Origin of the sequence: Streptomyces sp. NPDC020983 (assembly GCF_044333485.1) — a bacterium.
Taxonomy (GTDB): domain Bacteria; phylum Actinomycetota; class Actinomycetes; order Streptomycetales; family Streptomycetaceae; genus Actinacidiphila.
This window is the reverse complement of record NZ_JBIRRA010000002.1, coordinates 462388-481446: the sequence shown is the minus strand read 5'-3', so window position 1 is coordinate 481446 and position 19059 is coordinate 462388. Positions and strand designations below refer to the sequence as shown.

General features: G+C 72.9%; 13 protein-coding genes. 7 read left to right on the top strand and 6 right to left on the bottom strand.

Features of this window, described 5'->3' with window-relative positions; genetic code table 11:
- Positions 1–40: 40 nt before the first annotated feature.
- The 3 genes from ACH4SE_RS05490 to ACH4SE_RS05480 form a co-directional block, all read right to left on the bottom strand.
- Positions 41–5656 carry an Eco57I restriction-modification methylase domain-containing protein gene (locus ACH4SE_RS05490; RefSeq protein WP_398541972.1) on the bottom strand — a complete coding sequence of 1872 codons (5616 nt, stop codon included), beginning with the start codon at positions 5654–5656 and terminating at the stop codon, positions 41–43.
- Between the two features lie 55 nt (positions 5657–5711).
- The gene (locus ACH4SE_RS05485) at positions 5712–8819 is read right to left on the bottom strand and encodes an SNF2-related protein (RefSeq protein ID WP_398541971.1); all 3108 of its coding nucleotides are present in this window, start codon (positions 8817–8819) and stop codon (positions 5712–5714) included.
- A 98-nt stretch (positions 8820–8917) separates the two neighbouring features.
- On the bottom strand, positions 8918–10255 hold the full coding sequence (locus ACH4SE_RS05480; RefSeq protein ID WP_398541970.1) for a serine/threonine-protein kinase: 1338 nt from the start codon (positions 10253–10255) through the stop codon (positions 8918–8920).
- Between the two features lie 203 nt (positions 10256–10458).
- Between ACH4SE_RS05480 and ACH4SE_RS05475 the strand changes: the two genes are divergently transcribed.
- On the top strand, positions 10459–12051 hold the full coding sequence (locus ACH4SE_RS05475) for a CBS domain-containing protein (RefSeq protein ID WP_398541969.1): 1593 nt from the start codon (positions 10459–10461) through the stop codon (positions 12049–12051).
- Between the two features lie 25 nt (positions 12052–12076).
- Positions 12077–12310 (top strand): hypothetical protein, encoded by a 234-nt coding sequence (locus ACH4SE_RS05470; RefSeq protein ID WP_398541968.1) that lies wholly within the window; start codon positions 12077–12079, stop codon positions 12308–12310.
- A gap of 268 nt (positions 12311–12578) precedes the next feature.
- Here ACH4SE_RS05470 and ACH4SE_RS05465 read toward each other — a convergent pair whose 3' ends face one another.
- The gene (locus tag ACH4SE_RS05465; protein WP_398541967.1) at positions 12579–13031 is read right to left on the bottom strand and encodes an Lrp/AsnC family transcriptional regulator; all 453 of its coding nucleotides are present in this window, start codon (positions 13029–13031) and stop codon (positions 12579–12581) included.
- Between the two features lie 116 nt (positions 13032–13147).
- Between ACH4SE_RS05465 and ACH4SE_RS05460 the strand changes: the two genes are divergently transcribed.
- The 3 genes from ACH4SE_RS05460 (at position 13148) to ACH4SE_RS05450 (ending at position 15433) form a co-directional block, all read left to right on the top strand.
- Positions 13148–13738 (top strand): RBBP9/YdeN family alpha/beta hydrolase, encoded by a 591-nt coding sequence (locus ACH4SE_RS05460; RefSeq protein WP_398541966.1) that lies wholly within the window; start codon positions 13148–13150, stop codon positions 13736–13738.
- A 47-nt stretch (positions 13739–13785) separates the two neighbouring features.
- On the top strand, positions 13786–14769 hold the full coding sequence (locus ACH4SE_RS05455; RefSeq protein WP_398541965.1) for a pseudouridine synthase: 984 nt from the start codon (positions 13786–13788) through the stop codon (positions 14767–14769).
- 460 nt (positions 14770–15229) lie between these two features.
- Positions 15230–15433 (top strand): hypothetical protein, encoded by a 204-nt coding sequence (locus ACH4SE_RS05450; RefSeq protein WP_031514222.1) that lies wholly within the window; start codon positions 15230–15232, stop codon positions 15431–15433.
- 60 nt (positions 15434–15493) lie between these two features.
- Here the strand turns inward: ACH4SE_RS05450 and panD are convergent, their stop codons facing one another.
- The gene (panD, locus tag ACH4SE_RS05445) at positions 15494–15928 is read right to left on the bottom strand and encodes an aspartate 1-decarboxylase (RefSeq protein WP_398541964.1); all 435 of its coding nucleotides are present in this window, start codon (positions 15926–15928) and stop codon (positions 15494–15496) included.
- Between the two features lie 128 nt (positions 15929–16056).
- Complete coding sequence (locus ACH4SE_RS05440) at positions 16057–18006, bottom strand: FUSC family protein (protein ID WP_398541963.1); 1950 nt, start codon at positions 18004–18006, stop codon at positions 16057–16059.
- Between the two features lie 129 nt (positions 18007–18135).
- Between ACH4SE_RS05440 and ACH4SE_RS05435 the strand changes: the two genes are divergently transcribed.
- Positions 18136–18678, top strand: a complete 543-nt coding sequence (locus ACH4SE_RS05435) for a MarR family winged helix-turn-helix transcriptional regulator (protein WP_398541962.1) — start codon at positions 18136–18138, stop codon at positions 18676–18678.
- A 119-nt stretch (positions 18679–18797) separates the two neighbouring features.
- Positions 18798–19010: a heavy-metal-associated domain-containing protein gene (locus ACH4SE_RS05430; protein ID WP_398541961.1), complete on the top strand. Its 213-nt coding sequence runs from the start codon at positions 18798–18800 to the stop codon at positions 19008–19010.
- Positions 19011–19059 lie beyond the last annotated feature (49 nt).

Here is a 19059-nt window from a genome sequence, read left to right as displayed (position 1 = left end):
CCTGGCAGACGGCGGGGCTCTCGCGTACGGGGGCGCCTGTTCAGCGCTCGGCGTCTCCCGGGGGTCGCGTGTCGCCGGGCTCCCAACCGGCCGCACGCAGCCGCCGGGTGAACTCGGCGTGGGCGGCCTTCATCTCGTCCTTCCGGTGCGCCCGGTAGAGAGGATCGGCGTACCCGTCCGGGACCTTGTACTCGACAGGGAAGCCCTCGGGAGAACTCAACTGCTTCCAGGCGTCCTTGGGCTGGCCGTAGCCGAACTGCTGGTGTGCCTTGGCGATACGGCGGCCGGTCGCGTCGAACCACATGCTCTCCTCGTACTGCTGGAGTACGGGGAACCTGGCGTCGTACATGGCCACCAGCTCGTCCGCGCTGATGCCGAGCCACACGGCCACCAGGGCGTCGATCTCTACAAGCGCCGCGCGCCGGGAGAACTCCGTACGGAGGGGCGTGTCGCGGTTCCACACCGGCCCTACGCCCACACTGAGCGGCGGCGTGCCTTCGGGCCACACGGTGGAGGCGGCCCAGGTGTCCCGCTGCCAGGACGGCTCGTACAACTCCTCCCAGAGCCGGACGTAGGCGTCCGTCTGGCAATTGAGGCGAAGGGTCCGGAGGAGCAGCGCCCCTTCCAGGGGATGACCCGGCGTGGGGGCGGGCATGACCTCCGCCTCGCCTTTCTGGAGGTCTGAGCGTCCCGTCGCCCGCAGAAAGTAGTCAAGCGGCAGCGCGGCCCAGAAGCCTGCCATCAGCGCGGTCGCCCGTGTGGTGCCCAGTGCGGCGCTGTGGATCATGTGCACGTGTGCCGGTCCCGGGGGCAGAAGCGCAGCAAAAAGGCTGCGCTCTGTGTTGAACGCGATCTGCCGACGCCAAGCCAGCCGGTAGAAGCGCGAGTAAGGGCGGCTCGCCCAGTCTCTGAGCACTGCCCGCTGCTGACCCTCGTCCGCCGTCAGTTCCTGGAGAGCATGGGAGACTCGGTCGTCGTCCCGCAGGTCGTCGAGCAATGCTTCGTCGGTCCATGTGCGGCGAGCGAGGGCCGTGTAGTAGTCGCTCACCGAGCGATTGACGGAGGGCCGGTAGTTCGTGCGCGGCACGACGTCTTCGGCCAGGTTCAGGTGATCCCACGGCTCGTAGTCGCGCATGCTCTTCGAGCCGTCTGCGGGGGGCTGCTTGTGGTAAGGCGTGGCAACGCTGATCATCGGCCCCTGGAGAATGACGTCCCGCCAGCCCTCCACCGGGCCAGGCGTCCAGGTGAAGTAGCCCGCCGTGCGGTCGTTCTTCTCATGGAAGCCGGGGCTGATGCGCGGGCCGAGCGCCGCGACCCGACGCTTCCACCTCGCGAGTGCCCTGATAGCCGACTCCTCCGCCTGGGTCACCGGGTACAAGAGCTTGGCTTGCTTGATCGGCGGCGGATTCGACTCACCGGCCAAGTCACGCCACTCGGCCAGGCGCTCAGGGTCCACCGTGATGATCCGGTTCCGGTGCGGACGCAAGTCCCACTTGCCTCCGTCCTTGACCCCCGGCACGGGGCCTTTGCCGTCGTGGCGCACGGATCCCACCAACACACTCGGATGCAGGAGCCAGCTCATGTGCTGGAAGTTGATGTCCTTGTCCCGGCCGTACACGTTGACACTGAAATGGCTGCTGTTGCCCACCGGGTTGGCGAAGATGAGCAGCTCATTGGTGAAGTCCGCGTGCAACCGCAGGTGCCGGTATGCCGCTCCGCGCAGCGCCCCCTCCTTCGTCCCGGTCAGGTGAGTGGACGGATGGATCAGCCCCGCTGTCCCCCGCTCCCCCACCGCCCGCCACGCCAGCAGCATGAAGGCCCGGTACAGGTCCGGCTGCGTCCCGAGCAGCTCGGGATACGTGTCCGCCGACGCCAGGAACGCGGACGCCGCCGCGTGGACCGCCAGCTCGCCCATGAACGCCGGTTTGGCGCCCCTCCACGCCATCACGTCGGCCTTGCGCTCGGCCCATGCCTCGTTGCTCGGCTTCTCGGCCAGTTCGAACCACGGTTCGAACTCGGCGAGGACTCCGCTCTCCTTCCACTCCTGCTTGACCCACGGGGGATTCCCCACCATCACGTCGAAGCCGCCCTCGGCGAAGACGTGGGCGAAGTCCAGCTCCCAGTGGAGGAAGCCGCGTTCGGCGGCGATCCGCTGCACCGTCTCGAACCAGGGAAAGGTGCTGCCGATGTCGATGGGGTGCGACCAGGCCAGCGCCTCGGTCATCACCGCGTCGAGTTCGTGTTCCTTCAGGTCCAGCTCGCCGAGGCTCGCGACCCCCTCGAAGGACAGGAACGTCGCCTGCTCGCCCTCCCCCGTCTCGGCATCCATGCGACCGACGACGGCCTCGGCGAACTCGATCCAGTCGGCGAGGGACCTCAGCGGGACCGCGCGATCGCGGTGGCCGTGTTGCAGAGCCGTGCGGTCCTCGCCGTTCGGACGGTAGGCGAAGTCGTCCGAGCCGTCCAGCAGCCCGATCTCCTCCAGCGGCCAGAACCACAGCGCGCACCAGGCGTCCATGAGCTGCTTGAGGCGCCAGTACGGCGTGCCCCTGCGGTGCAGCGCCTCCAGGACCGCGTCCCGGTCCATCGGCGGGCGGTTCCGCACGCCGCCGCCCGCCTCCGGCCCCTGGCCGTCGCGCGGGGGTGCGGCTCCCCAGACGTCGACGTGCCGTGAGATCTCCTGCTCGGACAGCCTCAGCCGCATCACGACCAGATCCCACAGGTACTCGACCCGGCGGGCGAGTCTGATCAGCCGACCGGTCTGCGTCGCCTCACCGGGCGCGGTGTCGTCGTCCTCCGTGACACTGGCGGCGGCAACGGCGGGAGCGGAGGAAGCGGTGGCCGAGGCGGGAGCGGCGCTGTCGTCCGCGTCCCCCAGCGCCGCCTGCTCCCAGATTCCGAGTCCGAGGTCGAACGCCCCCTGGCCCAGCCTCGCGTCCCGCTCCGCCAGATCCTCCGGCGTCGGTGCCGCCTTCTGCTTCTGCGTCCGTTGCCTCGGGTCTCCCTTGGGGTTGCGCCGCATCGCCGAGCGCCACTTGCGCATCGCCTCGACGAGTCCGGGCTCCAGCCAGTCGACGACATCGCCGTCGACGACGGCCTTGACCGTCTCCTCCGGCTTGCCCTTGTCGAGGGTGCGCAGGGACACCTTCTCGCCGATCGACCCCCATCCCATCGCGGGCAGCAGGAACTGGTGCACCTCCCGGGCCTTCAGTTTCTCGCCCAGTGGGACGCGCCGGGGGCGCTGCGGGGCCTTCGCGACCAGCCAGCCGCCCTTGCTGAGGCTGTTCCCGGGGTACACCGCGCGGGCGGCGCCGATCAGCGAGTTGCCCCGGTGGAGGTGAAGGCCGTACCAGGGCGCCTTCATGCCCTGGTACATGGTGTTCAGCCACAGCGAGATCTCGGCCAGCTCGACCGCCGTCTCGTTCAGGTCCACGCCGTAGGCGTTGTGCAGGGCGATGTACGCCTTCGTCTTCTGGAGCTCGCGCTGGTAGTCCTCGGCGTCGATCTCGACGCCGCGTTCGCGCTGGGCCAGACGCAGGTAGAGCTCGGCGAGCTGGTTGACGGCCTCGTTGAGGAAAGCGCCGGAGCCGAGGGCCGGTTCGCACACCCGCCAGCGCAGCACGTCCGCCGCGTTGACCCAGGCCCGCTCGGGCTGCCGGGGATCGACGGCGCCGTTCTCGTCGAGGCGAAAGCGCAGGGTCTGCTCGACCGTGGCCCGGGTCAGGGAGTCGGGCGTGTAGTAGGAGGCGCTGGTCTGGCGGTCACGGCCGGCCAGCCGGTAGACGTACGAGCCGACCTTGTGCGGGACAGGCACCGGCCGGCCCGTCTCCGGGTTGACCTCCGTGCCCACGAACACGCTGTCGCGCGGGCCGTCCGGGTAGCGTCCGGAGCGGACCTGCGCGGCCTTGATCAGCCACGAACCGCCGCTGGGGTCGCCGCCCTTGGCGACCTCGTACAGCGGCTCGTCGGCGATGAAGCCGGTGTAGGACATCAGGCCCTCGTACACCGCGCCGAGGTGGTTGATGCTGAGGTTCGCATACGAGATGAAGCCGCCCCGGCCGCCGCGGCCCCGGCCCTCGACGAGGGTGAGGCTCCGCAGCACCTGGTGCAGGACCTTGTTGCGCAGGCGCAGGTCCAGGCGGCGGACCCCCTCGGACGTGGTGTCGCCCGGGGCGATGTCGTCCGGGTGGGTGACCACCTGGTCGACGAGCCGGATCGAGTGCGGGTCGAAGAGCCGTGACCTCAGGGCCTCGATGCGCACGCCCTCGTAGCCGTCGTCCTCGGGCAGTCCGGACTTCGGATCGCATTCGGGCGCCTGGACGGGCGGCGCCCCGGCTGCCTCGCCTCGCACGGGGTCGCGGGAGGTGACCGTGTCGGCGACCGGGTGGCCGGTGAAGACCTTCCGGAAGAGCAGGTCCAGCGAGTCGTGGAAGTGGTGGCGATCGCGCGAGGCGCTGGACAGCCGCTCCTGGACGACCAGTTCGCGCAGCCGGGCAACGCTGTAGCCCTCGACGTACTCCGGGCTCTTCATCGGCAGGATGCCGAGCTCGGGGCGGGCCTCGGCGTACAGCAGGAAGAGGATGCGGTAGAGGTAGCGCAGGGATTCCTTGGTGAGCAGGTCCGGGAGCGCGTTCGGCTGCGCGAGGGGCTTCGGAAGCCACTCCGGGAGGTCGGCGGGCCTGACGCCCTGGCGTCCGGCGAGTTCCAGGACCTCGTTGGCGATCAGCTGGACGGACTTCTTCAGGCCCTCGCGCAGGTCGCTTGTCACGCCCACGGAGTGGTCGCGGGACTCCGCCACCAGGCGGGCGATGTCGTCCTCCCCGCCGTCCTCGGCCGGACGCAGCGAGGGCGCGCCGAACAGGGCGGCGATCACCTCCAGTTCGCCCGCGGTCGCGCCCTTGCCTCCCTTGCGGGGCAGCGCGATGTCCAAGCTGACCGCCAGGTGGCGGCCCCGGGCGTAGTTCTCCCGGTCGGCCAGGACGATGACGCCACCGAACAGCAGCAGCGCGTAGCGGGGCGCGTTGTCGGAGGCGAGCAGCCAGGCGGCGAGGTCGGTGACGGTGGTGAGCGTCTTGCCCGACGCAGCGCGGACGGGCACGGGCAGCCGGTTGGCGGTGCCGTCGCCACGGGTGAAAGCGGCGTCGTCGGCGAAACCACCGGCCAGGACCACGACCCCGGGCTCGCTGTGGGCCACGGGCACCGCGACGGGGCCGGCGGCGCCCTGCACGGTGAGGTGGCCGGGGCAGGGGGTGAAGCCCAGCGCGCGCAGGACACGTTCGTGCCAGGCGTCCAGCCGCGCGCGCCACTCGCCCTCGGGGCTGTCGGCGTAGACGCGGGGTCCGGTCCGGGGCAGGAAGGCGGGCGGCTCGTCCTCGCCGGTTTGCTCCCTCAGCTCCTCGGTCGCCGCCTCGTGGGCCGCGACGGCCTGCGCGTCGGTCCGGATGTTGAACGTCCCGGCCTCGCCACCCACGGTGAGCCGCACGTCCAGATAGGGGCCGGTGAGGTCCCGCAGCCCCTGGCGGGGGGTGGGCAGGCCCTGGCGCTCCCGGGCCGCCCACTCCTTCAGGCGGCCGGTCCTGAGCTGCTTGGGCAGGATCTCGTCCAGGTAGAAGGACGGGAAGTACTCGCCCTCGTTGATCAGAGCGTCGAACGTCACGCGTACTGCTCCTGCCGGATCGCCTTCGGGCACGGTTCGGGGACGGTCCCCACGGTCATGAGCTCGGCTCCAGGGCGGCCAGGACCCGGATCAGCGGGTCGCCGGAGGTTCGCAGCCTGGCCGCGGCCTTCTCCAGGTTCTCCGCGGCTCGCTCGCGGGCGCCGCGGCCGCCGCTGAAGCCGGGGAGCGGCTGCTCCAGCCAGCGGCCGACCCGCCTCTCGTACTCCCGCAGCGGACGGTCGATATGCTCCTCCGCCTCGGCCCGGCGGTGGTCCAGCTCGGCGCGGGTGGCGGCCACGGCCGCCGGGACGTGGACCCGCAGCGCGTCCGGGTCGCCCGGCGGGAAGTGGTCCGGCATGGCGGGCCCGAGGCCGAGCTCGGCGAGGAGGGAACGGCTGAGCTCCCGCACCCGGGGCTCCTCGCCGGCCCGGCCCAGCCGGTCGACCGCCAGCCAGGCCACCACCGTCGGACGGCCCTCCTGATTGGACCACACACCCTGGGTGAGGAAGACGGGCTCCGGTACACGGGCGCGGTCCACCTGGATGACGGGCGCCTGCTGGCGGCCGAGCTGGACCAGCACCTTGTCGGTGATCCACTCCAGGACGGGATGCAGTTCGCCGACGTAGTGGGCGTCCGGCCACAGGGACGGCGAGTCGGCGTCCTCACGGGCCCGGCGCAGGGAGTCGGCCGCGTCCTGCCTGCTGAAGGTGAGTTTCATGCGGCGGGTGATGCCGTGGTCGCGCAGATAGCCGGCGGGCAGGACGGCGAGCCGGTCGGCGAGGTCGTCCGGGGTGTCGAAGCTGAGGTCGGTGCCGCTCACCGTGGTGTCCAGGCGGAACGCCTCCAGGTCGGCGAGTTCCTCCAGTCCGGCGAGGACGTAGGCGCGGCGGTCCTCGAACAGGCGCAGCTCCTCCACGACGCGCAGGGGGGCGGCGTGGTGGCCGTCGGCTCCGGCAGGCGGGGACTCGGAGCCTGCGGGTGTGGCAGAGCCCCCGTCGACGGCCTGCACCCCGACGTTCCGGCTGTCCGTGCGGGCCGCGCCGCCGGGCTCGTCCTCGTCCAGATCCAAGCCGAAGTCGAAGCCGATGTCGGATTCCGCGTCGTCGTAAGGGTCGTCGCCCGTGCCGAACTCGGCGTTCAGCTGTTGGGCGAGCGGCAGGTCCGCGGGGGCAGCGCCGCCGTCCGGAGAGTCCACGGACACCGCCTGAAGATCGTCCACCGCCTGCTGCGGCGCCTCTCCCCTGAACAGCGCCTCCATGACGCGCTTCTCCTCCAGCTCGCCATCGTTCTCCTTCGTCGCCGCCTCCACGGCGCCGAGGATCGCGTGCACCCGCTCCTCTCGGGAGAGGACCTTCTCCGCGATGTCCGTGTCGTCGAGTGCTCCCTCGACCGCGGATTCGAGGATCATCGCGCGGAACTCGGGCGGCCGCGTCTGCCCGTAGCGGTCGATACGGCCGTTGCGCTGCTCGACCCGGATCAGGCTCCAGGGCAGATCCCAGTGGATCAGGTGGTGGCACTGGCGGTGCAGGTTGACGCCCTCGGACGCGCCGTCGCCGGTGAGCAGCAGCCGTACGTCGCCGCCGGCGCGCGCGAACTCGTCGACGTACTCCATCTGCAACCGGTCGGACATCCCTGCGCCGCTGTACATCACCTTGACGGCCGCCTTGGCGTCGGCCTCCGCCGTCCAGCCGAGCAGCGGCGGGAGCACCTCGCCCAGCCAGTCGAGCGTCTCGCGGCGTTCGGAGAAGACGACCGCCCGGGTCGGACTGCCCGCCCGCACCCCGATTCGGCCCAGCTCCTCGACCAGACCGGCGAGTTTGGAGGTGGCGGCGAGCCCGCCTTCCCGCGTGCCCGCCCGCTCGATGGCCCTGGCCAGCTCCATCAGACGCAGCAGGGACGCGCCCTCGGGCGTGCCCACCACCACGCCCGAGGGCGGGCCGTCGGTGATCCGGTGCCGCGCGGGGAGGGTGTGCCCGGTCCTGGCGAGCCGCTGCCGGGCCGTGGCGAACAGCGCGCGGTGCGACGACAGGAAGGACTTGAGCAGGACGTACGGGAACAGCCGGTCGTCGGTGCCGGCGGGTCGGGCGTGCCGTTTCAGCCAGTGCCCGGCAAGCTCCTGGAAGACTTCCTCCTCCAGGTCCCCGGCCCGGCAGCGCACGGGGTACGAGCCGCCGCGCGGAGCCCAGTGGTCCTTGAGTTGCTCGGCCACCTCGGCACTGACCTTGGTCCGGCGCAGCATCAGGTGCTCCAGCTCCTCCTTCCGCGGGCAGGCCGGATCCTTGACCGCCATGGGGTCGAGCAGGCGGATCAGTCCGGTGAAGGCGCTCATGTTGCCGTTGTGCGGTGTCGCGCTCGCGAGAATCAGCGCGTCCGTGCGCTCGGCGAGCCGGTCGGCGAGCTCCCGGCGGTCGCTTCCCTGGTTGATGACGTTGTGGGACTCGTCGATCACCACTGCGTCCCATCGGATGTTCTCCAGCCACGGGCCGTAGCGCTTGCGGTTCTTGAGGGTGTCCATCGAGATGATGACGCGCTTGTAGTACGTGAAGGGGTTGCGGCCCGCGGGGATCTTCCGCTCGATGCGGGCGATGCCCGAGCTGTCCAGACGTACCAGCGGCAGGGAGAACCGCGTCCACATCTCGTGCTGGAACTGCTCCAGGACGGGGGCGGGTGTGACCACCAGAATGCGCTCACCGCGCCCGCGGCGGATCAGCTCGCCGAGCAGCACGCCGATCTCCAGGGTCTTGCCCAGGCCGACAACGTCGCCGATCAGCAGTCGCGGCCGCAGCGGGTTCGCCAGCGCCTTCGCGGCGGGCCGCAACTGGTAGTCCATGCGGTCCAGGAGGAAGCCGTCGGTCAACGCGAGGCGCCGCTCCCGCTGCGGCAGCGGCGTCTTGCGCAGCACCGCCTCCAGGAAGAGGCGGCTGCGGCGGAAGTGCGGCGAACTGTCGGCGACGAGGCCGGTGTCCTCGGGGCGCAGAACGCGGTAGTCCTCCATCGTGGGTGCCAGGAAGCGGGCCCGCTGGCCGCGCACGAGGTCGGAAGCTCCTACGGCTTCGATGAGGTACTCGCCAGGCCGTACCCGCTTGCTGTTGCGGACCAGCCACTCCTCGTCCCGTACCTCGATGACGGTGCCGGCGGGCGGGGGGCCGTCAGGTGCGGGCATGCGGATCCTTCCGGGGTGTACGGCGTGTGCGGCGTTTACAGGGCGTACGGGACGTACGGGACGCTGTCGAGATTAGCGCCGTCGGGGACCGTGCCTGCCTAGAGGTCCCGTCGATGTGCGTACTTCTCGCGCAGGTCGGTGGCGACCTGCTGCGCGGCGCGGGGCGGTACCTGCGGAGGCACGGAAGCGGGGAGGGTCGGGGTCCCCTCCGGGTGCTCCGCGGGACCCGCCGCCGGACGCGGGGGCGGGATGCGGTAGCTCGTCAGGGGGACCGGCTCCGGCTGCGGGGCCGCTGCCGGAGGCTCGTCCGCGTGTGCCGGATCCTGGGCGGCGGGTCCCGCGCCGGTCTGGGCCGCCCACTCGGCGTCCTCGGTGTCCACGATGCCGAAGAAGCCCGGATCGACGTCCGCCAAGTTCGCGTCGATCATTTTCAGCGCCAGCTCCCGGACAGCCGGGTCCACCTGGCCGGTGAGGGCTTCGGCCGGCAGCTTCGGGGCGAGACCCGCGGAGTCGACGAGCGCGCGGAGCTGCTCCGCCGCCAGCTCGGGCGTCAGGTCGGCACCGGCGAGCAGGTCGCACAGGCTCAGTTCCACCGCGTCGAGATCCGGGCGCTGCCCCGGGGCGGCCACCAGCGTCTTGGCGAGCAGCGGGAGGAAAACCGGCGCGACCCCCTCCCAGTCCGGCTCCACCGGCATCGGTCCGTAGGGGTAGGGCGACCTGCCCGTCAGCGCGAAGAACAGCGTGGCCCCGAGGGCGTACACGTCGGCGGGCTCGCCGACGTGCTTGGCGTCCTTCACCTGCTCCCACGGCATGTACCTGGCGGTGCCCACGCCGTGTCCGGTTTTCGTGAGCGCCTGGCTGGAGGCCCGCTCGGCGAGCACCGCGAGCCCGAAGTCGAGCACCACGGGCCCGTCCGGTCCCAGCACCACGTTCTGCGGCTTGAGGTCGCGGTGCAGCAGTCCGGCACCGTGGATCGCCCGCAGGGCCTCGACAAGGTGCAGGCCCAGCGCGGCGTACGGGCCGACCGCGAACGTGCCGGACTTCTTGACCATCGTGTCCAACGACGGTCCCGCGACGTAATCCATGGCGAACCACGGCCGGGCGGCCGCCGGATCCGCCTCGAACGCCACCATCGCCGGCACCCGGTTGCTCACGACGCTCCGGACGGCGTCGATCTCCTGGCCGAACCGCTGCCGGACCGTCCCCTCGCCGTCCAGAAGGTCGGGCGCGATCATCTTGACCGCGACAAGCCGGGGCTCCTCGACACCGGCGCCCTCGGGCTCGATCACGTTGTACGCTGCGGCCAGCTCGTCCCACACACTGTCCAGGGGAATCCAGCGCGCCAGAAAGACGACGCCCATGCCCCCCTTTCCGATCCGGGCGAGCAGCTCGAACGGCCCCATCACGCGCGGGTCCTCGATATTCAGCGGCTTCATCGGCGCTATCGCACCTCCCACGTTCCCGTCACGGCCCTCACCCACACCCCGGCCGCTGATCAGCTTAGGCCCTGTGCCCAGGTCTCGGCGGACGGCTCAGGAAGAGCCACCGGGGGGCCGGCCGCTCCCCGCGGACGCGGATCGGCGCTGCTGTAGGGTCGCCGCCGCAGGCAATCACGCGTCAAGGCGGGGAATCAGCGGTCATGCGGGCTTGGGTGGTGCGTGCCGGAGAGCACGGGGAACGGGAACAGGGCGCGCTGGCGAGCGGTGTCCTCGGCGTCGGATGGGATCGGCTCGCGGGGGAGCTGGCGGACACCACCACCCGTGACGACATCAAGGCTCTCGTCGCCGCCGCCTACCCCGACGAAGGCTCCTACACGGTCGGGAACTGGACCGGCCAACTGCACCGCTTCGTCCACCAGATCCTGCCCGGCGACCTCGTCGTCCTTCCGCTGAGGTCCGGCCGCTTGGCAGTCGGCCGGGTGACGGGCGACTACGAGTACCGGGCGGGAGTTGCCCTCGGGACGCGCCACTCGCGACGGGTGGACTGGATCGTCACCGACATCGAGCGCCAGCAGGTGCAGTCCGACCTCCTCGACAGCATGGGCTCCCTGCTCACCGTCTTCGAGCTCAGCCGGTTCGGCGCAGCGGAACGTGTGGCTGCCCTTGCTGAGGGCGAACCGGACCCCGGGCGCCCTGACGCCGACGATTTCGCAGCCACCCTCACCGAGCCGGCGAAGCTTTATGAAGAGGTGCGCCTGCGCGACGCCGACGAGCCCCTCACCCTCTCCATCCGGGACTTCCTCGCCGTCTGGGGCGCACAGCGCCGATACCCGGCGGTGACCGAGCAGATCGGCGGCGACCTGGCCGACTGGGGGCTGGTCACCGTCCCGCCCTTCACCGAGGGCACGCTGGACAGCCAGATCGCGGTGCTGGCGGGAGGCGCCGAGCCCGACGAGTCGGGTAGCAGTGCGATGAGCAGGCTCCACGACTCCACCGGTCTGCCCGCCGCGGTCCGCAACGCCGCCGCGCATGCCGCGGGCCACCTTCCGGGCGAGGAGGCCGAGGCAGGCACCATCGCGTACCGCGTGAGCAACCTCGACTCGGCGAACCGCATGCCCGAATGCGTGCGCGTCGGCGACAGCCTCGACTCCGCCATGACGGTCATGGTGTACCGCGGCTACAGCCAGCTCCCCGTCCTCGACGCGGACGGACGGCTGCGCGGTGTCGTCAGCTGGGAGTCGATCGGGCGCGCCCGCATGGCAGACGCCGGCGCAGACCTCCAGGCCGCGACCGTACGGGCCCAGGAGGCCGACCGCTCCGACGACCTGCTCGACTGGATCGAGGCCATCCAGCGGTCCGGGTACGTCCTCGTGCGCGATCACGACCACAAGGTCTGCGGTCTGATCACCGCGTCCGACCTGACAGCGCAGTTCGGCACTCGCGTGCGGCCGTTCGTCCTCGTGGAGGAGATCGAGCAGCGCCTGCGCCGCGTGGTGGACCGGTGCGTGCCGCTCGACCGCATCCGGGCCGTCGTCCCGAAGAGCCATGCCGGCAAGGTGCAGTCCGCCGCCGGTCTGACGTTCGGGGCGTACGGGCACCTGCTGAAGACCGCCGAGAACTGGTCCGCGCTGGGGTGGGGCATCGACCAGCAGCGCTTCCTGGAGGCACTGGAGGAGTGCCGGAAGTTCCGCAACAGCCTCATGCACTTCAGCCCCGACCCCATCACGGACGAACAGCTGCTGCCCGCGCAGGGACTGCTCGAACTGCTGCGCTCGGTGGACCCGCAGTCCTGACCGCCTTCGCGACGCCGGGCATGCGGTGGCTGACGAGCCGCAGGCCGGATCGCCGGACGGGACGATGCGGGTCTTCGAGGTCGTTGCCTCACTCGGAGCCGAGGGGAATGGCCGTTTTCACCCCTCGGCGATCCGGTTCCGCACGGTGCTGTCGGACAGCAGCGCAGTCGCGGCGAAGATCAGCAGTGCTGCGCGCAAGCTGTCGGCGGCCGCCGGACGGGGAGCTCCCCGGCTCCAGCAGCGGGAGAATGAGCGCTGACGCGGCAAGGGCAGGCGGAGGAGTCAGACGGCGCGCAGCAGGCCGAAACCGTCCCCTGAGCGTGGCCTCGGGGGGTTGGGCCAGGAGGGCGTGCGTGGCCCAGTCCCGGCTCTGACGTGCCGACTTCGCGGAATCGCCGTTCATGCCACCCCCTGGCGACAAGTCACCGCCCGGCATCACCGTAGGACGGCCCCGCCGGCGTCTGCTCAAGTCGGGCGGCACCGGTTGAGTCCCTTACCCGTCACCTTGTCACGACTCGCGACAGGCCCTACGGCTGCGCGGGGAGGGGTTTGGGCGGGTAGCTGCGCAGGACGAGGGAGGTCGTGACCGCGCCGTGGCGGGCGAGGGTGTCGACGATCTCCTCCAGGCGCTCGGCGTGGGTGCAGTGGACGTCGAGCAGCAGACAGTCCTCGCCGGTCAGGCGGAGGGTGGAGACGACCTCGGGAATGGCCTCGGCCTGGGCGAGGGCCTGGGCGAGACGGGCGTGGGTGGTGCGCAGGCGCACGACCGCGTGGATGGCCAGGCCCAGCGCGGCGGGGGCGACGACGGCGCGGTAGCCGGTGATGACGCCACTGCGTTCCAGCCGCTGGATGCGGGCCGCGGCGGCGGGCTGGGACAGGCCGACGCGGCGGCCGACCTCGGCTCCGGTGAGCCTGCCGTCGGCCTGGAGCAGGCCGACGATCGCGCGATCGATGTCGTCGAGCGATTCCCTCGTTGTCACGTCCACTTTCCTATCGATCGCTTGCAGCGCGCACGGGGCCCGCATCGCCCATCGACAATCGGCGGCATCCGGAGGTCTCCGCGCAGGGCGGGGCGGACGAGGGAGGGCGATAGGCGATGGTCGCATATGTGGTCATCCCAGGAATCGACGGTTCCGACGGGCAGCACTGGCAGAGCCGGTGGCAGCAGGCCTGGGGCGGGGCGGCCGTGCGGATCGCGCCGCGCTCGTGGTCCGCGCCGGAACTCGCGGACTGGGTGAGCGCCGTCCAGACCGCGTACGAGGCGGTGGGCGGGGCACGGGAACCGGTGGTGCTGGTGGCCCACAGCCTGGGGTGCTGGGCGGCGGCGTGCTGGCTGGAGGGGGCGCGGCCGGAGGGCGCGGCGGCGTTCCTCGTCGCTCCGCCCGATCCGCGGGGGCCCGCCTTCCCGCGGGCGCAGGCGCCCTCCTTCGCCTCGCTGGCCGCACGGCGGCTGCCCTGCCCGGCGCTGGTGGTGGCCGGTGAGGACGACCCGTACTGCGCCCCGGACGTCTCGGCCTCCCTCGCGCGGAGGTGGGGGGCGCGGTGGGAGTCGGGCGGCCCGTACGGTCACCTCAACTCCGCGAGCGGCCTGGGTGACTGGCCGGCCGGGCGCGCGTTGCTGGGGTCACTCGTGGGCGGCGCCGGGTGGCGGGGCCGACGGGCGGGGTCCGGGGCGGGTGCGGCGTAGCCTGGGGGCGGCCGGACGGTACGGGTGAGCAGCGGGGCGAGGTGCGGGTGGTGGCGCGCAGGGCAGGGCGCAGGCCGCCGCCGTCGCCGCTTCCGCAGCGGGCGGGTGTGGACCCCGTACGGCTGCGGCTGCCGGGCGACGGGGCGGGTGGGGCCCGGTGGGCGACCGTGCGGGAGCACCTGCTCGGGCGGTACGGGCCGGTGCTGGGCGCCGAACGGGTCGAGGAGATGCTCGCCGCCGGGGACTTCGTGACGGTCGACGGACCGGTGCTGGCATCGACCCCGTACGTGCCGGGCGGCTGGGTGTGGTTCCACCGCGAGCGGCCGGCCGAGCCGGAGGTGCCGTACGCGGTGGGCGTCGTGCACCGCGACGAGCGCATCGTGGTGGCCGACAAGCCGCACTTCCTGGCCACCACGCCGCGCGGCCGGCACGTGACGCAGACCGCACTGACGCGGCTGCGGCACGAGCTGGACCTGCCCCGCCTCACGCCCGCCCACCGGCTCGACCGGCTCACGGCGGGCCTGGTCCTCTTCGTCGTGCGGCCCGAGGACCGCGGCGCGTACCAGACGCTCTTCCGGGACCGGAGGGTGCGCAAGGAGTACGAGGCCGTGGCCCCCTACGATCCGGCGGTGCGGCTGCCGCGCACCGTGCGCAGCCGGATCGTCAAGGAGCGCGGGCGGATGGCCGCCGAGGAGCGCACGGACGGCCCTTTGAACGCCGAGACCCGCGTCGAACTCCTCGGCCGGCGCGGCGGCCTGGGGCGCTATCTGCTGCTGCCCGCGACGGGCCGGACCCATCAGTTGCGGCTGCACATGAGCGGCCTGGGGCTGCCGCTGCTGGGCGACCCCGTCTATCCGCGGCTCCTGCCGGAGGATGCCGCGGACGACTGGTCGAGACCGCTGCAGCTGCTGGCCCGCGCCCTGGAATTCACCGACCCGCTGACCGGGCGGGAGCTGCGCTTCGAGAGCGCCCGGCGCCTCGGCGCCTGGCCGGACGGCGACGAGGGTGCGGAGACCGCCGCGGGGGTCTGACTCGCCGGTCCCCGGATCCGGGCGGGGAACATCCCTTCAGGCTCCCGGAGAAGGGCGACGGGCCGGGCCTCCGTGTCCGGCGCCGCGGCCACGGCGTCCACCGGCGCCTTCGGCCGCCGGTGGTCCTCGCCTTCCGGGAGCGGATCCAGGTGCATCCGCGTGCAGCCGCGCGACGCCGCTGCGGGAGGTGCCCCACCTCGTCGCGTGCTGCCCCGGGGGCCGCTGCGGGCCGGGCCGCCGCGCCGGGTGATCTGCCGGTTTTGGACGCTGTGTCCTCTCTCACACCCCACAGCGCAGCGGGCGCTGACATGCCGTCATCCGACGCCCGGCGAGGGGCTTTTGCCGCTGGTCAGCACGGTGCGGACAGGGGCGGACGGCCCTGTCCGGGCGGCCCGGTGCCGCCACGCGCGGCGGCTTATCCGGTTCGGGATTGTCAGAGGGTCCGTCTAGTGTGGATCGCATGTACGGGGGAAGTCTCGATCAGGCGAACGCAGCGCTCCGGGCCTATGTCCAGGAGCACGGCGACCGGCCGTGGACGGCCGAAGAGCTCGCGGAGCTGGCGCGGCTGCGCGCCCGCTGGACCGCTGCCGCGCGCGGCGCGCGGGTCGAGATACGTACGGTGTCCGGGCAGGTCATGGGCGCCGCGGTGATGACCGCGGCGTAGGGAGCGGCTGCCCGTCGCGCGGGTGCCCCGGCAGGCCGGGGCACCGGTCCTGGCGGGGCGTCAGACGACCGCGGGCGCGGGTACGGCGGCGTACGGGGGGCGCACGGAGTCGCTTCCGGGGGCGGGTTCCGCGGTGTCCGTGCCGAGGGCGACGATCCTGTTGCCGGCGTCGACGTGCACGACCGCGGGCCGCAGCGCGCGGGCCTCGGCGTCGTCGACCTGGGCGTAGCTGATGAGGATCACCAGGTCGCCGGGGTGGACGAGATGGGCGGCCGCGCCGTTGATGCCGATGACGCCGGAGCCGCGTTCGCCCTCGATGACGTACGTCTCCAGGCGGGCGCCGTTGGTGATGTCGACGATGTGCACGAGTTCGCCGGGCAGCAGGTCCGCGGCGTCCATCAGATCGGCGTCGACCGTCACGGAGCCGACGTAGTGCAGGTCCGCCTGGGTCACGGTGGCGCGGTGGATCTTGGACTTGAACATGGTGCGCAGCACGGTGCCGCCTCCTGAGTGAGTAGGTCGCGTCCCTGCCGCGGGTACGCGCCGACCCGACCAGGGTAGAGCCCCCGTCCCGGATCCGGTCGGGGTGGTGGCGGGAGTGCGCAAGATCTCAGAGCGGGCGGCTACGGGGTGAGGGCGCCGGACGCTTCGCCTCCCCGGCGCTGCGCGGGCAGCCGGGTGTAGAGGTCGGCCAGGGCCGCGTTCAGGTGGTGGACGGGCGGGGCGCTGACGGGCCGGGGCGCTTCGGCTTCGGGGCGGTGGCCGAGGCGGCGGCGGACCTGGGCCAGGTTGCGGGCGGTCAGGCCCAGGTGGGGCCGGGCGGCGGCGAGTGCTTCCGGGGGCAGGGCCGCGAGGGCGCGGGCCTCGTGGACGCAGTGGGCCAGGGCGTCCGCCCAGTCCGCGGCGTGCGGCGCCGGGCGGACGGGCTTGCGGGGTCCTGCCGCGCGGGCGAGGAGAGCGCGGTGGGCCCGCGCGGAGGCCGCCGCGTCGCCCAGATCACGGGCCGCCCGGTCGGCCGTGCGGGCCAGCGAGCGCAGGGCGGCGGGCTGCGGATCGGGCTCCCGGGCGGCGGCGAGGAGTTCCTGGAGGGCCCGGAGGGCGCGGGCCGCCCGGCCCCGCATCACCGTCTCCGTGCGGAGCGGCAGCACGAAGTACGCGGCGAGGACGCCGCAGGCGGAGCCGAGGAGGATGCCCTCCGGACGCTGGAGCAGCAGGGCGGCGGTGTCGTTCTCGCCGTTCAGCGAGTAGAGGACGGCGAGCAGGCTCGTCACGCAGAACGCCCAGACGGCGTAGTTCACGTCGCGCAGCCACACGCCGGCGAAGAGGTAGCAGAAGATCACCGCGACCGCCACGGGCGCGGTGCCCGCCACAAGGTGGGCGGCGAGCGTGCCGGTCGCCGCCCCGGCGACGGCGCCGGCGATCCGCAACGCGCTGCGGTGCACCACGTCGCCGCGGGCGCGGGCCGCGCTGCACACGACGAAGGCGGTGATCACCGTCCAGCTCCAGCGGTGCGGGAAGGCCAGGTGCCCGGCGGCGAAGGCCAGGGCCATGGCGGCGGCGAGCTGGGCGGTGAGCCGCGTCTGGGGCTGCGGGCCCTTGCGGGCGGACCGGGGGCGGTCGCCGCGGGGGTGCGGGGGCGTGGGGCGTTCTCGGGCCCGGATCGCGCGGACTGCCGCCGCCGCGGTGGTGACGCTCGCCTCACAGCGGGTGGCCGTGGCCGCGTCCGCGGTGGCCTGCGGCTCCGGGAGGGGGGCCGGTGCGATGCGGCGGCCGCCGGGCAGGAGGCGGGCGAGGGGGTGGGGCCCGTGCGGCCCGCCGGGCGGGGCCGTCGCCGCGGGAAGGGGGGCGGTGGCCGCGACCTCGGCGTGGAGGACGGCGGCGGACAGGGCGGCGAAGGACGGGGACGCGGGCGTGGCGGCGGCGAGGCGGTCCTCGGCCGTCAGGGCCGCCCGGTGGAGGGCACGGGCGGCGCGGGCGCGCGCCGGGGCGGACGGGGGGAGGGCGCGGAGGCGGCGGGCGGCGCGCAGGACGTCCAGGGCGGCCGTCGCGGCCTCGCGGGCGGGGCGGGAGGGGAGGGCCGCCTGGGAGAGCAGCACGCAGGCGACCGAGAGCGCGCCGGCCGCCGCGGCCCACCGGGGATCGGCCGCCTCGGCGGCGCTCGGCGGGATCGGGACGACCAGGATCGCGATGAACGGCCCCAGGGCGAGCCGGCCGAGGGCGCGTACGGTGCCGCCGAAGCGCATCAGGTAGCGGGCCGCGGCGACCGCCGCGACGTACATCGCCGCGCCGGGCCAGGCGTGGTGCAGCATGAAGCGGCCGATGGCGGCCGCGAGCAGGCCGACCACGGGGACGTGCACCAGGGCGGTGAGGCGATGCGCGAGGCTGGTCCCGTGCAGGGAGCGGGAGAGCAGGACGGCCACGACGGTCGCGATCACCACGAGCGCGCCGGGCAGATCCATGGCCGCGCACACGGCCGCGGACGCCAGGAGTGCGGCGAGTGCCGCGAGGATCGTGCGCGCGGCGGCGCGCAGCCGTACCCGCCCGGGGTCGAGCAGCCGCAGCCGGTCCAGCACCCGATTACCCCTTGTCGATCATCGATTGTTACGCGCAGCTTCTTTGTTCTCGACCGGCGGCTATCGATTGCCGGGCGACCATCGGACCACCACCTCACCAGATAGTACGCCGAGCTTATGAAAGCAGCCATGTTTCCTCCGCCACCCGACGATCCCGCCGCCAATCTGCGCCGAGCCGTCAACCGGCTCGGCCGCCGGATGCGCGCCGAGCGCCCGCCGGACGCCCTGCCCAGCGGGCGGCTCGGCGTGCTGGCACACCTCTACCGCGCGGGGCCGTCGAGCCCCGGCGCGGTGGCCGCGGCGCTGCACGTGCAGCCGCAGTCGCTCACCCGCACGCTCGCCGCGCTCGCCCGGGACGGGATGGTGACCCGCAGCCGGGCGGCGGCCGACGGGCGCAGCCAGGTCGTGGCGCTGACCGAGCGCGGTTTCGCGGCGATGGCCCGCGACGTCGGGCACATGGACACGTGGCTGCGCGCCCGTATCGACGCGGAGCTGAACACCACCGAGCGGGAGGTGCTGCGCCTCGCCGCCACCCTCCTGGACCGCCTGGCCACGGACCCGGGCACCGGCGCGGACGCAGTCCCGAGCACGGACCCGGGCACGAACCCGGGCGCGGGCCCGGACCCCGGCGCGGGCGCACCCGGAGCGGCGGACGGGGAAGGCGCAGGGTGACGGAAGGCTGGCGGAGCGAATACCCCTGGGGGGTGTTCGACAGATACCCCTAGGGGGTATATCCTCGGAGGAGCGGGAACGGAACGGCCGTCCCCCACGCACGCGACGAGGAGCACACCATGAGCCAGGCGGTCTACTCGGTGTCCGGCATGACCTGCGGCCACTGCGAATCCGCGGTCACCCGCGAGGTCACCGCGATCCCCGGCGTCACATCCGTCAAGGCGGTCGCCTCGACCGGGCTGGTGACGATCGACTCCGACCAGCCGGTCGACGACGCGGCCGTGCGGGCCGCCGTGGACGAGGCGGGCTACGAGCTGGTCGGCCGGGCCTGACCACCACCAGGGGGGAGTGACGAGGGGAGCGGAGCGGTGACGACGACGA